12 protein-coding genes and 1 pseudogene are annotated in these 15,086 nt (G+C 71.4%); 7 read left to right on the plus strand and 6 right to left on the minus strand.

Annotated features, from left to right (window positions below; translation table 11 throughout):
- Positions 1–47: 47 nt before the first annotated feature.
- Both AB0O21_RS13200 and AB0O21_RS13205 read right to left on the minus strand, forming a co-directional pair.
- Positions 48–632 (minus strand): annotated as a pseudogene (locus tag AB0O21_RS13200) (alcohol dehydrogenase catalytic domain-containing protein); the annotation flags it as partial.
- A 98-nt stretch (positions 633–730) separates the two neighbouring features.
- Complete coding sequence (locus AB0O21_RS13205) at positions 731–2,008, minus strand: M6 family metalloprotease domain-containing protein (protein WP_365170254.1); 1,278 nt, start codon at positions 2,006–2,008, stop codon at positions 731–733.
- Between the two features lie 248 nt (positions 2,009–2,256).
- Here AB0O21_RS13205 and AB0O21_RS13210 point away from each other — a divergent pair, with 248 nt between their 5' ends.
- From AB0O21_RS13210 to AB0O21_RS13220, 3 genes are all read left to right on the plus strand, one after another.
- A complete protein-coding gene (locus AB0O21_RS13210) occupies positions 2,257–3,021 on the plus strand; it encodes a TetR/AcrR family transcriptional regulator (protein ID WP_365170257.1) in 765 nt (254 codons plus the stop codon).
- 71 nt (positions 3,022–3,092) lie between these two features.
- Positions 3,093–4,628, plus strand: coding sequence for an MFS transporter (locus AB0O21_RS13215; protein WP_365170260.1), 1,536 nt, complete (start codon positions 3,093–3,095; stop codon positions 4,626–4,628).
- Between the two features lie 108 nt (positions 4,629–4,736).
- Entirely contained in the window at positions 4,737–5,534 is a 798-nt protein-coding gene (locus AB0O21_RS13220) for a class III extradiol ring-cleavage dioxygenase (protein WP_365170263.1), read from the plus strand.
- On the opposite strand, the gene AB0O21_RS13225 is transcribed toward AB0O21_RS13220, so the two are convergent.
- The gene (locus tag AB0O21_RS13225; RefSeq protein WP_365170266.1) at positions 5,464–7,197 is read right to left on the minus strand and encodes an IS200/IS605 family accessory protein TnpB-related protein; all 1,734 of its coding nucleotides are present in this window, start codon (positions 7,195–7,197) and stop codon (positions 5,464–5,466) included. The genes AB0O21_RS13220 and AB0O21_RS13225 overlap by 71 nt on opposite strands.
- Before the next feature lie 67 nt (positions 7,198–7,264).
- Complete coding sequence (locus tag AB0O21_RS13230; RefSeq protein ID WP_365170269.1) at positions 7,265–7,819, minus strand: N-acetyltransferase family protein; 555 nt, start codon at positions 7,817–7,819, stop codon at positions 7,265–7,267.
- A 174-nt stretch (positions 7,820–7,993) separates the two neighbouring features.
- Here AB0O21_RS13230 and AB0O21_RS13235 point away from each other — a divergent pair, with 174 nt between their 5' ends.
- Positions 7,994–8,971, plus strand: coding sequence for a sigma-70 family RNA polymerase sigma factor (locus tag AB0O21_RS13235; protein ID WP_365170271.1), 978 nt, complete (start codon positions 7,994–7,996; stop codon positions 8,969–8,971).
- Positions 8,972–9,134: 163 nt separating this feature from the next.
- Here the strand turns inward: AB0O21_RS13235 and AB0O21_RS13240 are convergent, their stop codons facing one another.
- Entirely contained in the window at positions 9,135–10,088 is a 954-nt protein-coding gene (locus tag AB0O21_RS13240) for a YafY family protein (RefSeq protein ID WP_365170274.1), read from the minus strand.
- Positions 10,089–10,151: 63 nt separating this feature from the next.
- Here AB0O21_RS13240 and AB0O21_RS13245 point away from each other — a divergent pair, with 63 nt between their 5' ends.
- The 3 genes from AB0O21_RS13245 to pfkB all read left to right on the plus strand — a co-directional run bounded on the left by AB0O21_RS13245 (position 10,152) and on the right by pfkB (position 13,553).
- A complete protein-coding gene (locus AB0O21_RS13245; RefSeq protein ID WP_365170277.1) occupies positions 10,152–11,714 on the plus strand; it encodes an MFS transporter in 1,563 nt (520 codons plus the stop codon).
- A 133-nt stretch (positions 11,715–11,847) separates the two neighbouring features.
- The gene (locus tag AB0O21_RS13250) at positions 11,848–12,609 is read left to right on the plus strand and encodes a DeoR/GlpR family DNA-binding transcription regulator (RefSeq protein WP_365170280.1); all 762 of its coding nucleotides are present in this window, start codon (positions 11,848–11,850) and stop codon (positions 12,607–12,609) included.
- Positions 12,606–13,553, plus strand: a complete 948-nt coding sequence (gene pfkB, locus AB0O21_RS13255; protein WP_365170282.1) for a 1-phosphofructokinase — start codon at positions 12,606–12,608, stop codon at positions 13,551–13,553. The genes AB0O21_RS13250 and pfkB overlap by 4 nt, the downstream gene beginning before the upstream one ends.
- Positions 13,554–13,556: 3 nt before the next feature.
- Here the strand turns inward: pfkB and AB0O21_RS13260 are convergent, their stop codons facing one another.
- Positions 13,557–14,984, minus strand: coding sequence for a cellulose binding domain-containing protein (locus AB0O21_RS13260; protein WP_365170285.1), 1,428 nt, complete (start codon positions 14,982–14,984; stop codon positions 13,557–13,559).
- Positions 14,985–15,086: the final 102 nt, after the last annotated feature.

Here is a 15,086-nt window from a genome sequence, read left to right on the forward strand (position 1 = left end):
ATCGCGCAGTCCGCGCCGGCCCCGCCCGTCAGCTCCAGCAGCCGCTCGGCCGTGTCCTCGTGGGCCGGGTCCACCACCACGTCCGCCCCGAAGCGCAGCGCGAGGCGCTGCCGCTTGATCTCCGGCTCGACGGCGATGACCCGGGCTCCGCGCAGCCGCCCGGCCGCCACGGTGGCGCTGAGTCCGACCGCGCCCTGCCCGAACACCGCGATGGTGCCGCCGGCCCGGGGCGCCGCCTCCTCGGCCGCCTCGAAGCCGGTGGCCGGCGCCCCGGCCGCGTACAGGGCCTGGTGGTCGGTGACGGAGCCGGGGAGGGGGACCAGGTCGGCGGCCGGGGCGCGGAAGTACTCCGCGAGCCGCCCGTGCCCCTCGGCGCAGACGCGCCGGCCGATCAGGGCGCGGGGCACACCGGGTCCGGCCGCCTCGACCACGCCGACGGCCTCGTGCCCGAGCGGGCCGGGTTCTGCCGGGGGCGGGTGCCCGTCCCAGGCGCAGACGAGCGCGGCGGTGGTCCGTACGAGGACCTCGCCCGGACCGGGCTCGGGGACGGGCAGGCCGGCCACGGCGGGCTCGCCGCCGCTCCCGCCCGCGGTCCGGCGCAGCACGAGGGCCTGCACGGGGTCTCCCTCCATCGCGGTGGTGTGGGCATTGCGCCCTCCACCCTCGCCGCCCGGCGCCGCCCGCGCCGGGGGCCGGAGGTCGGGACCTGGCGGGCCGGTCGCCAGGGGGATCAGGGGCGGATGACCCGGACCTGGTAGCTGCCGTTGCGCAGCTCACCGACCACCGAGACGCTGATGCCCGCCTTCTCGTCGGTGAAGGTCTCGCCCGGCCGGAACGGCGCGTCGGAGAGCTCGGCGTGCACGTTGGGCCGCCGGGTGCAGCCCCCGCTCGCGTCGGCGCTGTCCGAGACCGTCACCGGGCCGTGCCCGGTGTCCACGTCGGAGTCGACCTTGTAGATGAGGACGCCCGGCTTGCAGACGGCCTCGTCGTTCCCGGCCCGGGTGCGCACCTCTATCGCGTATCCGGCGCTCTCCGAGGTGGGGATGAAGGCCAGCTTCGTCCCGCCCTCCACGGCCAGCGGCGACAGGACGTGGTCGCTGGTGCCCGATTTCGCCGCGCAGCTGATCTGTGTGCTGTCCAGCCAGCCCAGCTTCCACTTGTGCCAGCCCAGCAGGTCGTTGTTGGCGCCCCAGTCCTCGCTCATGATGTCCCAGTGCCCGACCGTGCCCCCGCCGTCGGAGGTGTAGAGGTCGGGCAGGCCGAAGACGTGCCCGTTCTCGTGGGGGAGCACCCGGTAGCCGGTCTCCCGGTAGGTGCCGGAGCCGTCGTCCTGCCGGCTGTAGACGAAGGACGTGTTGGCCAGCGGCACGCCGTCGGCGACGGGCGCCTCGCCGTTGCCCGAGAAGGTCACCGACAGGACGGTGTCCAGGGCGGACGGCCCGGCGTTCGGCGTGACCAGGATGTTGATGAGGTCGTACCGGCTGAAGTCCACGTCGGGGTCGGCGGCCTTCGCGATGTGTTCGACGAGCTGCCGGTAGCCCGGCTCGTACGCGGAGCCGCGCTCGATCCCGTACTGCGCGAAGGGCATCGGCATCCGCAGCCAGTTCCTTATCGGCGCCTCGGCCCGGTAGGTGAGCCGCCCGTAGGAGCTGGTGCGGAACCAGTCGGAGGTCTGCGGGAAGAACTCCGCGAGCCGGTCCGCGGCCGTGCCCTCGCCCTTGGCGTCGGGGAAGTCGATCATCAGGTTCAGTGCCCGGACCTCGCCGGTCGAGCGGGAGTATCCCGGCGGGGTCGGCATCCCCTCGGACATCTGTACGCCCATCGTTCCCGCGATCCGGCACGGCGCGAGGGCCGATTCGGCGGTGGTGGCCACGGGGCCGGACGCGGACTGGCCGCGGCTGGATATCCCGGCGCTCGCGGTCGCCGTGACGCCGAGGGCCAGCGCGGTGATGCTGATGTACGCGCTGGTGCGGCGGGGCTTGCGTATCCGGTGGCGCGTCTGCGGCATGGAGATCGCCTTCGGGTCCGCGGCAGCCGGACCTGCCCGGTCTGCGCTCTGTTCGATCACCCTCTGACGGCTCCGGCACGGCCGCGCGCCGGAGGCGTCCGAACGTGGAACGCCGTGTGATCCAGCTCACGCGGGCGAGTGAAATAACCGGGGATCGTTTCCCCGTTTGTACGGGAGTCCCACGAAGTGGGGACAAGCTCCCCGCTTCGGGGAGGCCGTACGGATCACAGCGCCAGGGAGGCCCCGGAATGAAGCGCCCCACCACAGCCCAGGCGGCACCCGCCGCCCCCGGGATCCCCGTGGACCTGGCGCTCCCGGACCCGTCCCCGGCCACGGGGGACGCCCGCACCACCCCCGCGACCGAGCCCGCGGCAGTGCCGGTGCCCCGCGCGGTACCGCGGCCGCGGGCCGACGCCGTGCGCAACCGCGAGCGCATCCTGACGGCCGCCCGCGAGATGTTCGTCGAGTTCGGCTGCGGCGCCCCCTTCGACGAGGTCGCCCGCCGGGCGGGGATCGGCAACGCCACCCTCTACCGGCACTTCCCCGATCGCCCCACCCTGATCCACCAGGTCGTGCTGTTCGTGATGGCCAAGGTCACCGCCTCCGCCGAGGCCTCCCTCGCGGAGGAGCCCGACGCCTTCGCGGCCCTGTGCCGCTTCACGCACGCCGCCGCGGACGAGCGGATCGGCGCCCTGTGCCCGATGCTCTCCGAGGGCTTCGACCGCGACCACCCCGAACTCCTCGACGCGCGCGCCTCCCTGGAGGCGGCCGTCGAAACCCTGCTGACCGCCGGTCAGGACGCGGGGCTGATCCGCGCGGACATCGGCGTCGGCGACCTGATGGTCGCCCTGTCCCAGCTCAGCCGCCCCCTGCCCGGCACCGACTGCCTCGACACCGACCGGTTCACCCACCGCCATCTCCAGCTCTTCCTCGACGGGTTGAGGGCTCCGGCCCGCTCCGTGCTGCCCGGTTCGGCGGCCACGCTGGAGGACCTGAGGCGGAAAACCATGTGACTCACAAGTCCGGCCCAAATATCCTTTTTCACTGAATTCCAGTCATTCCGCACCGTGAAGTGGGTACCCCCATGTCAAAAACAGCCGCGACACCGCCGCAGGCTGCCGCCGACCCCAGCCGCTGGAAGGCACTCGTCTTCATAGCCCTGGCCCAGCTGATGGTCGTCCTCGACGCGACCATCGTGAACATCGCCCTGCCGTCCGCCCAGACCGACCTCGGCATCTCCGACGGCAACCGCCAGTGGGTCATCACCGCGTACGCGCTGGCCTTCGGCGGTCTGCTCCTCTTCGGCGGCCGCATCGCCGACAAGTGGGGCCGTAAGAACGCCTTCATCGTCGGCCTCACCGGCTTCGCCCTGGCCTCCGCGCTCGGCGGCGCCGCCAACGGCGAGGCCATGATGCTGGGCGCCCGCGCCCTCCAGGGCGCCTTCGGCGCACTGCTCGCACCGGCCGCGCTCTCGCTGCTGGCCGTCATGTTCACCGACGCCAAGGAGCGCGCCAAGGCCTTCGGCATCTACGGTGCGATCGCGGGCGGCGGCGGCGCCGTCGGCCTGATCCTCGGCGGCTTCCTCACCGAGTACCTCAACTGGCGCTGGACGTTCTTCGTCAACATCCCGTTCGCGATCGTCGCGGCCGTGGGCGCCTGGATGGTCATCCGCGAGCCCGCGGGCGGCCGCAACCGCGCCCCGCTCGACATCCCCGGCGTGGTCCTCTCCACGCTCGGTCTGGTCGCGCTGGTCTACGGCTTCACCCGCGCCGAGTCCGCCGGCTGGTCGGACTCCGTGACCGTGGCCATGTTCGTCGCCTCGGCGGCGCTGCTCGCGGCGTTCGTCTTCGTCGAGTCCAAGGTGAAGTCCCCGCTGCTGCCGCTGCGGGTCCTGCTGGAGCGCAACCGCGGCGGTGTCTACCTCTCGCTGGGCCTCGCCGTCATCTCGATGTTCGGCCTGTTCCTCTTCCTCACCTACTACCTCCAGGTCGTGAAGGGCTACTCGCCCGTCATGACCGGCTTCGCCTTCCTGCCGATGATCGTCGGCATGATCACGGGCTCCACGCAGATCGGCGCCCGCCTGATGACCCGCGTCGCGCCGCGCCTGCTGATGGGCCCGGGCTTCCTGGTCGCCGCCACCGGCATGCTGCTGCTGACGCAGCTGGAGGTCGGCTCCTCGTACCCGGCGCTCATCCTGCCCGCCCAACTCCTCCTGGGCCTCGGCATGGGCACGGCGTTCATGCCGGCCATGTCCCTGGCCACGCACGGGGTGGACCCGGCCGACGCCGGTGTCGCCTCCGCGATGGTCAACACCTCGCAGCAGGTCGGCGGCGCCATCGGCACCGCGCTGCTGAACACCATCGCCGCCTCGGCGACCACCGCGTACCTCACCGACCACGCGGCCGAGGCCGCGGCGGGCGGCCCGGCCGGGCAGCTCGTCCAGGCGCAGGCGATGGTCGAGGGCTACGCCTCGGCGATCTGGTGGGCCGTCGGCATCCTGCTCGCGAGCGCGGCCATCGCGCTGACGCTGATCAACACGGGCCGTCCGGGCGCGGGCGGCGTGGTGGCCTCCGGCGGAGGTTCGGACGCCGAGGTCAAGGTCCCGGTGATCGCCCACTGACGGCGGCGCGCGTGCGGGAATGACTGACCACCCCGCTTGGTTCAAATTTGAACCAAGCGGGGTTAGTCTTTTCGGGCAGCCCCGCACCGACCACGGAGGAGCGCCCCCATGACCCCCACGGACGCGACCGCGCCGCACACCCGGATGCCGGCGCTCTACCTCAGCCACGGGGCGCCGCCGCTCGCCGACGACCCGGTCTGGCCCGGCGAACTGGCCGCCTGGTCGGCCGCCCTGCCCCGCCCCAGGGCGATCCTGATGGTCTCCGCCCACTGGGAAGAGGCCCCGCTGGCCCTCGGCGCCACGGAGATGATCCCGCTCGTCTACGACTTCTGGGGCTTCCCCGAGCACTACTACCGGGTCCGCTACGAGGCCCCCGGCGCCCCGGAGCTCGCCGCCGCGGTCCGCAAACTCCTCAAGGCTCCCGGCACCCCCGTCCAGGACATCCCGGACCGCGGCCTCGACCACGGCGCGTACGTCCCGCTCGTCGAGATGTTCCCGGAGGCGGACATACCGGTGCTCCAGATATCCATGCCCACCCTGGACCCGCGCCGCCTGATGGACATCGGCCGCAAGCTCGCCCCGCTGCGGGACGAGGGCGTCCTGATCGTCGGCAGCGGCTTCTTCACCCACAACCTGGCGGCTCTCCGCCATGCCGGCATCCCGTCATGGTCCGCCGAATTCGACGCCTGGGGTCACGAGGCCCTCGCGTCGGGAGACCTGGACTCCCTGCTCGACTTCGAGGCGAAATCCCCCTCGGGCCGCCTGGCCCACCCCCGCACGGAACACTTCGCCCCCCTCTTCGTCACCCTCGGCGCGGCCGAAGCCTCCGGCGACCTCACCGCCCGCCGCGATGCGGTGACGGGCTTCTGGATGGGCCTCTCGAAGCGCTCTCTCCAGTTCGGCTAGGTGACACCTCGATGAACCGTTCTTGGGGACTGAGTGGGAGTGGGTCCTGATGCCAGGACCGACCTCCGTCAGCCGCACGCCCCGGACGGTGCTGGGCGTGCTGGTCCCCCGCTTTCGCTCCGCGTCCGGGCTGCGCGCATCGTGTGCGTGGTCCGGGAATACGGCGTCGGGTTTCCTCACGCCCTCGGGCGCCCGGTTCGGCCTGGACGGTCCGATGCCCACGACGATCACTCCGGTCGTCGTGGGGCGGTGCCATCCGTCGCCGGATCGGGAGCCCGAGGGCGCGTCGTCCGATCGCGATGCTCGCGGCATCGTGTCGGGTGGTGGTGCGGTGGGGTGTGGCCATGGGTTTCTGCCAGTGCTGCGCGCCCCAGATGCTGGTGTAGGCGGGGTCGACCGCGACGATCGCCAGGTTCTGTTCGGCGGCCATGGATGCTAGCCGTACGCGGAGTTTGCTGGTGGGGATGCCAGAGATGAGCTGTCGGAACTTCTTCCTCCGGCCGTGTTTCTCGCGGGTTTTCTCCTGGCTGAAGTCGAGGTCCTCGATGGCAATGGCCCGAACGCCGCACCGCTGTGCCCAGTGGAGGAGGCGGGTGATGGCGTGACGCATCTGGGCGTCCCGGTGGGAAGCGGTACCGGTGAGGTCGTAGGGGAAGCGGTGGGGTTCGCCAACGGGGTTGCCATGGGAGTCGAGTCGCCAGGCGGCGAAGTGATCGGCATTGGTGTCCACGCCGACGACACCGTTGGCTTGGGCCGCCGCCAGGGGGAGTGACTGCACGACGGGCCGTGTCCAGGCCGCATCCAGATACCAGCGGGCCCGTGAAGTGTCGTAGTGGATGCGGTATGCCACTGCACGGTTCGCGCACACGCGGTCACGCCACTCCGTGCCCCGGCGGGGGAAGGCGACCTTGGCTGTCAGCGTGTAGCGACCGTTCCTGCTGTTGGCGTACGCGGCGAGCGGGGTCGGCAGCTTGATGCTCACCTCACCTGCCGGGCTGACCCGGATGGTCTCGTTCCCGAAGCTCTTGCCGGACTCGCCGTCTGCGGACAGGAACCAGCGAGCTGCATCCCACCGCTCCCGCCACTCAGGCTCCGTGAGACCTGCGGCCGTCAAGTTGTGGCGAGTGTTTGCCAGCTTCCTGCCGCCGCGCACGACATGGACCCGACCGGCCTCACGGTCTGCAGCGATCTGCTCGCGGCGTTCCTCCAGACACGCCAGGCGGCGGGACTTCGTGAACCACTCACGTTTCGACCGGTACCCGCCGGGAGCGCGCTTGGTGCCCTTCTCCCCGATGGGGAGGGATAGACGATGGCGCAGCATGTGGATTCCCGTATCGAGCCCGGTCAGGTGCGCGGCTTGAGCGCGGCGAGACAGTGCCCACTGGTCATGCGTCGCTTTGGTCAGGCTGCCGGCCCAACGCGACGACGACAACGGGGTCAGATCGCGCTTGCGCCTGGCCCACGACTTGTTCGAATGTTCCAGACCATCCGAACAGCGGGTCTTGAGATCGCGCCCGGCCAGCGCCCCCAGATACGCCCCTACCAGCCGCAACACCTTCTCATCGGCATCCGTTAGGCCCTTGAGACGGTCACGGATCGACACACCGGGCGGGCCGGGCGCAACGAACGGCGCGGCTAACGCAGCCCGCTCCTTGGGTTCCATAGCCCGACCGTAATCGTGGTGGCCCGATCTCGCGATCACCCACAAGAGCGACCTGACGGAAGAGGTGTCACCCCCGTGAGGGGCCCGCACCCGCACCGGACGGGTGGTCGCCCAGCCGCTTCTCGTACCACCGCACGTCCCAGTACCGCCCGAACTTCCAACCCGCCTCCGTGAACTCCCCGACGCGCCGGAACCCGAAGCGCTCGTGGAGCCGTACCGAGGCCTCGTTCGGCAGGGCGATCCCGGCGAAGACACGGTGCACCGGCTCCTTGGCCAGCTCCGCGAAGAGGGCCTCGTACAGCACGGTCCCGATGCCGCGGCCGACCGCGTGCGGAGCCAGGTAGACGCTCGCCTCCACCGACGAGGCGTACGCCGGTTTCGGGCGGAATGGGCTGCTTGTGGCGTATCCGGCCATTCGATCGCCAGTCCAGGCAACCAGAAGCCGGTGCGGGCCGTCTTCAGGGTGGGAGTGCAGCCATGGGCGGCGCTGTTCCGGGGTGAAAACGGCCGTGTCGAATGTGACGGCGGTCTCACGGACGTAGTGGTTGTACACGCCCGTGAGGGGTGCCAGATCGGCCTCCGTTCCGGGCCTGACCTGCACGTCCTCGAAGTCCTGCGACATCCGTCCCCCTCTCGTGGCGGGGCAGGATACTGCAAGATCTCGAAAAGGAGGGAGCGGCGTGGGAATTCTGTCCCGATTCCAGTCGTTGTTTCCTTCGGAAGCGGGCACTCGGGAGAGTGTCCAAGTCCGGCAGCCGCACCGCACCGCGACCGAACTCATCGCAAGGGAGCACGCATGGCAACCCGCGCCGTCGCCCGTCGTCAGTCCACGAGCAGCGCACGCGCTGTGGGCGGGGAGATCGCAGACCGCGACCTGGTCGGCATGTACCTGGACGAGATCGCGCGCACCCCGCTGCTCGACGCCGCCAAGGAAGTGGAGCTCTCGCAGATCATCGAGGCGGGCGTGTACGCCCAGCAGATCCTCGACGGCGAGATGGAGCGGAAGGGCGACGCTCCCGCACGCGAGGAGCTGGAGGCGCTGGCCGCCGAAGGCGAGCGCGCCAAGGAAGTCTTCATCCGTTCCAACCTCCGCCTCGTCGTGGCCGTCGCCCGCCGCTACCCGCGCAGCGGACTGCCGCTCCTCGACCTCATCCAGGAGGGCAACGCCGGCCTGGTCCGCGCGGTCGAGAAGTTCGACTACGCGAAGGGTTTCAAGTTCTCCACGTACGCCACGTGGTGGATCCGCCAGGCCATCACCCGCTCCATCGCGGACCAGTCCCGCACCATCCGCCTCCCCGTCCACCTGGTCGAGGAACTCGGCCGGATCCGCCGCGTCCAGCGCGAGTTCAACCGCGAGAACGGCCGCGACCCGGAGCACGCCGAGATCGCCGCCGAGCTGGACTCGACGGAGAAGCGCGTGGGCGACGTCCTGGACTGGGCGCGAGACCCGGTCAGCCTGAACATGTCGGTGGACGACCAGGGCGAGACGCAGTTCGGCGACCTCCTGGAGGACACTTCCGCGATCTCCCCCGAGCAGTCGGTGCTCTCGCTGCTGCGCAGCGAGGAACTGGAGGACCTGCTCGGCAAGCTCGACCAGCGCACCGCGTCCATCATCAAGATGCGGTACGGAATCGAGGACGGCCGCGAGCGGACCCTGACGGAGGTCGGCAAGCAGCACGGCCTGACCCGCGAGCGGATCCGCCAGATCGAGAAGCACGCGCTGCTGGAGCTGAAGCGGATGGCGCGGGACACGGGCTTCGACGCCGCGGCCTAGCGCGGCCGGCCCACCCGAGAACGAGCCCCGGTACCACCCCCCCAGGTGCCGGGGCTCCCCTCACCCTCTGGGGCTCCGCCCCAGACCCCGCTCCTCAAACGCCGGAGGGGCTGGATTTCGCGGGGTACGGGGCGGAGCCCCGTGTGGTTCCGCGGAGCGGGGCTCAGCCGGCCGACCCGCCGGCTCCGGCAAGCCGCGCCCCGAGTTCACCCGCCGCCGCCCGCAGGGCGCCCGGCTCCCGCACAGTGAACGGCACGCCGACCAGCGCCAGCCGCGCCGCCAGCCACTCCGGCGCGTCCGAGCTCTCGAAGCGGACCACCGTCTCCGGCCCCCCGCCCGGGAGGGCGACGGCACGGAGCCACGGAGGGAGCCCCTCCGCCGCCGCCGCGAAGGCGGCCTCCACCACGTACGTCCCCCCACCCCGCAGGCCCCGCCGTACGAACTCCTCCGGGTCCATCGGCAGCGCCCGCCCCGCGAACCGCGCACCCGTCGCGAACGGCTCCCGCACCCGGTCCACCCGGAAGGTGCGCCAGTCCTCGCGCTCCAGGTCGTACGCCACCAGGTACCACCGGCTCCCCGTGCTCACGAGCCGGTACGGCTCCACCAGCCGCCGCGACTCCGCCCCGTCCGCCGCCCGGTAGGCGAACCGCAGCCGCTCCGGGCCCGCCACCGCCGCGGCCATCGTCGTCAGCGTCCGCGGGTCCACGCTCGCCCCGTCCCCCCGCGTCAGCGCGGTCGTGGCCGACTGCAGCGCGCCCACCCGGTGCCGCAGCCGCGACGGAAGCACCTGCTCCAGCTTCGCCAGGGCCCGTACGGAGGCCTCCTCGATCCCGTCGATGGCGTGCCCGGCGCCCGCCCGCAGCCCCACCGCGATCGCCACGGCCTCCTCGTCGTCGAGGAGCAGCGGCGGCATCGCGGCCCCGGCCACCAGCCGGTAGCCGCCTTCCGCGCCCAGTGTGGCCTCCACCGGGTAGCCGAGGTCCCGCAGCCGCTCGATGTCCCGCCGGATGGTCCGCGCGCTCACCCCGAGCCGCTGCGCCAGTTCGCTCCCGGGCCATTCGCGCGGGGTCTGGAGGAGGGACAGCAGGGAGAACAGCCGTGCCGGAGTATCGGTCATGCGATCCACATTGCCAGCGAAAGCGGACACGAACTGACCTAGATCCCGTCTAAGTTTCTCCTCATGAGCACCGAGACGTCCAAGACATCGCCCGAGAGAGCGAACGGGCCCGTACGAGAAGAGCGGACAGCAGCTACGGAAGCACCCGGCACAGACCGCCGCCGCTGGCTGGCGCTCGCCATCGTGATGACCGCGACCTTCATGGACCTGGTCGACGTCACGATCGTCAACATAGCCATCCCCAGCATGCGCGAGCACCTCGGTGCCTCCACCAGCGCGATCCAGTGGATCACCGCCGGCTACGCCCTCGCCTTCGCCGCCGGCCTGATCACCGGCGGCCGTCTCGGTGACATCTACGGCCGCAAGCGGGTCTTCCTCGTCGGCGTCGCCGGCTTCACCATCGCCTCGCTGCTCTGCGGCATCGCCGCGAACCCGGGCATGCTCGTCGGCTCCCGCCTCCTCCAGGGCGTCATGGCGGCCCTGATGGTCCCGCAGGTCCTGGCGATCATCCACGTCACGTTCCCGCCGCACGAGCGCGGCAAGGTCTTCGGCATGTTCGGCGCGATCGTGGGCCTCGCCGCGGTCTCGGGCCCGATGCTCGGCGCACTGCTCACCGAGGGGAACCTCTTCGGCCTCGAATGGCGCCCCATCTTCCTGATCAACCTGCCGGTCGGCATCGCGGCGGTGATCCTGGGCCGCCTCTTCATCAGCGAGTCCAAGGCACCCAAGGCCCTGCGCCTCGACCTCGTCGGCGTGGTCCTCGCGACCCTCGCCCTGGTCATGCTGATCTTCCCGCTCACCCAGGGCCGCGAGAACGGCTGGCCGCTGTGGGGCTTCGTCTGCATGCTCGCCTCGCCGCTCGTCTTCGCCGCGTTCATCGCGTACGAGAAGTACAAGATCAAGAAGGACGGCTCCCCGCTCGTCGAGCTCTCCCTCTTCAGGGTCAAGAGCTTCGCCGGCGGTATCGCCGTCCAGCTCACCTTCGGCATCGCGACCGGCATCTTCTTCCTGGTCTGGACGCTGTACATGCAGATGGGCCTCGGCTGGAGCGCCCTGCGGGCCGGCCTCACCGGCATCCCCTTCTCCATCGCCGTCTCGGCCGCCGCGGGCGTCTCCGTCGGCAAGCTCGTGCCGCGCTTCGGCCGCAAGGTGCTCCAGGCCGGTGCGCTGATCATGGCCGCGGGTCTGATCCTCTACATCTGGGAGTCCGAGCACTACGGCATGGGGATCGCCTCCTGGCAGATGGCGGCCCCGCTGATCCTGATGGGCATCGGCATGGGCCTGATCGTGGCCCCGCTCAACGACACCACGCTCTCCGAGGTGCCGCGCGAGCACGCCGGCTCCGCCTCCGGCCTGATCAACACCACCGGCCAGATGGGCAATGCGCTCGGCCTCGCGCTGACCTCCGTCGTCTTCTTCGGGCTGATCGACGACGACATGGTCTTCGGCCCGCCGTACGTCGAGGCCTTCCGCGCCGCACTGTGGTGGGTCGCGGCCGTGCTCGTCGTGATCTTCGCGGTGATGTTCCTGCTGCCGCGCAAGCCGGTCCCGATGGAGCAGCGCGAGGGCGGCTCGGAGTACGCCGGCCCCGCCGAGCCCGCGGTCGAGAAGGTCCCGGCCTCCTAGGATCCTTCGGCTCCGGTTCACGGACGTGCCCGCTTCTCCTGGCGGGCATGTCCGTTTTCCTTTGTTCGCGCCCGTAACCAGGCGTATGGTGGGGAAAACCAACTAATCGGGCATTGAGCGGATGTAAACCCACATGTACGCACCGGAGCGCCGGCAGGAGATCCTCCGCCTCGCCCGCGAGGCGGGCCGGATCGACGTGCTCTCCCTCGCCGACCGGTTCCAGGTCACCGCCGAGACCGTACGCCGCGACCTCAAGGCCCTCGACCGGGCCGGCCTCGTCCGCCGCGTGCACGGCGGGGCCATCCCGGCCGGCCGACTCGACTTCGAACCCGACCTCACGGAGCGCGAGACCACCGCCGCCGACGAGAAGGACCGCATCGCGGATGCCGCCCTCGCCGAACTCCCCGACGGCGGCAGCGTCGTCCTCGACGCCGGCAGCACCGTCGCCCGCCTCGCGGCCGCCATCCCCGTCGACGCGGCCCTCACCGTGGTCACCCACGCCCTGCCCGTCGCCGCCCGGCTCGCCGACCACACCGGCATCGACCTCCACCTCGTCGGCGGCCGCGTCCGCCACCGCACCCGCGCCGCCGTCGACGCCTGGGCGCTGCGCGCGTACGCCGAGATCCGCGCCGACGTCCTCTTCCTCGCGACGAACGGCTTCACGGCCACGGGCGGCCTGACCACCCCCGACCTCGCCGAGGCCGCCGTCAAACGCGCCGCGGTGGCCGCCGCCCGCCGCGTCGTCCTGCTCGCCGACTCCGCGAAGGCCGGACAGGAGCACTTCGCGCGCTTCGGCTCGTTCGCGGACGTCGACCTGCTCATCACGGACACGGGGCTCGACCCCGCCCACAAGACGGCGATCGAGGCCGCCGGTACGGAAGTTGTGCTCGTATGATCCTGACCGTCACGCCCAACCCCTCCCTCGACCGGACGTACGAGGTCCCCTCGCTCGGCCGAGGCGAGGTCCTGCGCGCCACCGGCGACCGGGTCGACCCCGGGGGCAAGGGGGTCAACGTCTCCCGAGCGGTGGCCGCCGCGGGCGTCCCGACGACGGCGGTCCTCCCGCTCGGCGGCGCCCCCGGCGTCCTGCTCGCCGAACTCCTGGGCGCCCAGGGCGTGGACGTCACCGTGGTCTCCATCGCCGGCCAGACCCGCTCGAACATCTCCCTCGCCGAACCGGACGGCACCCTCACCAAGATCAACGCACCCGGTCCGGAACTCTCCCCGGCGGAATCGGCCCTGCTCCTGGAGACGGTCCGCGGCAGTTCCGGCGGCGCCTCCTGGATCGCCTGCTGCGGCAGCCTCCCGCGCGGCCTCGCCCCCCGCTGGTACGCCGACCTGGTCGCCGGCGCCCACGAACAGGGCACCCGCATCGCCCTGGACACCTCGGGCCCGGCCCTGCTCGCGGCCCTCCCGGCCCGGCCCGACGTCATCAAGCCGAACGCCTCCGAACTGGCCGCCGCGGTGGGCCGCCCGCTGGCCACCCTGGGCGACGTGGCCGAGGCGGCGCAGGAGCTCCGCGCGCGGGGCGCCGGGGCGGTACTCGCCTCCCTGGGCGCCGACGGCCAGCTCCTGGTCACCGCGGAAGGCACCTACCACGGCACCGCCCCCGTCCCCGCGGACCGGGTCCGCAGCAACGTCGGGGCGGGCGACGCCGCCCTGGCCGGCTTCCTCGTCGCGGGAGGCACCGGCCCGGCCGCCCTCGCCGCGGCCCTGGCCCACGGCGCGGCCGCGGTCCGGCTCCCCGGCAGCGCCATGCCGACCCCCGCGGACCTGACCCCCGACGCGGTCCGCGTCACCCAGGACCCGCCCCTGGACCTCCCGCTGTCACCAGGGTGACGGTCAGGACGCGGGCAGGGTGTTGACGTAGTTGGTACCACTGGCATAGAAGCCGTCGACGGCCTTCTGCACGTCTGCCGGGGACACCGCCACATCGGCCCGGTAGTAGGCCCAGTTGACCCGCATGTCCCAGGTGCGCGCCCCCTTCAGCGGGAGGTCGATGAACCAGTTGCTGAAGTGGATGCCCATGCGCTCGCGCGGGAAGTACTTGCTGTCGTTGGTGAAGATCACGCGCCCGTCGAGGTTGTAAGTGACCTTCCCGTTCATGGCGGTGATCACCACGGTGTGCCAGCCCTGGAGGCTCCGCTTGTGCGCCTGGGTGACCCGGTCCGGCTTCTTGGCGTCGCGCCAGCTCGTGGTGTCGAGCCGGGGGCCCGGTGCGCCCCATCCGCCGTTCGGCGTGTACTCGAAGTCGAGTTCGCTGTACTGGGAGGAGGATTCCGAGGGCGAGATCGCGAAGAACGTCTCGACGACGTGGTCGCCGGCGGGGCCGCTCACGGGCTTGTCGGTGAGGTAGACCCGGGCGGCTAGGGTTCCGGTGAAGGACTGGGGCTTGGCGCTCTGCAGCTCGGCCTGTTTGGTCCCCTCGGGGGTGCCGTCGGTGCTGGACCGGAGCAGCATGGCCTGGCCGCCCTGGGCGGTGGTGTCGGCGGGGAACGTGACGTTCTGGGGCGCCCAGGTGTCGGCGATGCCCGGGCCGCCCTCGCCGCTGCGGACCTTCCAGCCGTTGTTGACGAGCGCCGGGTCGTCGTGCCCGCTGTAGCGGAACGCGTCGAACAGGAGCCCTGTCGGCGGCGCCGCCGCTGCCGGTGCGGGCGCCTGCCCCGGGGCGGGGGCGGCGCCGGCGGGCTCCTCGCCCCAGGCGAGCGCGCCGCCGACGTACGCGGTCACCTTCTTCGACCACGCGAACCGGGTGGTCTTGGCCTTGAAGGAGTGGTCGTCGGCCTGGTTCAGGTCCTTGTGGTCGAGCCGGTAGAGCTGAAGCGCGATCCCCTTGCTGCTCTTGCCCGGCTCCAGGCTGCCGGCCCCGGCCGCGAAGCCGATCTCGAGGTAGTGGCTCGTGCCGGGACCCGGCGCCGCCACCCCGGTGATCTTCATGGTGACGTTCGTGCACCCGAGCTCCGACCGGACGCAATTGGAGCCGTAAGCGGAACCTTCATCGGCGCTGAAGTAGTACCGCAGAGTCACGTTGACGAGAGCCACGCTCTCCTTGGAATTGTTCACAACTTCCAGCCAGGGCTTGGCTACTGCACCCGAGGCCGGTCCTTCGCTCTTGTACCGGACGGCGATTCCCGTGGGGTCCGGTTCAGCAGAGCGGAATTTGGGGTAGAGGAACCAAGCTCCTGCACCTGCGATGAGCACGACAAGAAGGAGCAGCAGTTTGAGCACGGTCCCCCCGCGGCGGCGAGAGTTGCGGCGGGCACGGCTCACGAAACGGCTCCTTGGTGGGACGAAAGAACAGGATGGAATGAATCCGCTTCGCATCGCATGTGTGGACGGCTCCGATTCCGCGTCATCGTAACCGTCGACTCT

Source organism: Streptomyces sp. NPDC091371 (assembly GCF_040684275.1).
In the GTDB taxonomy this organism is placed as follows: Bacteria; Actinomycetota; Actinomycetes; order Streptomycetales; family Streptomycetaceae; genus Streptomyces.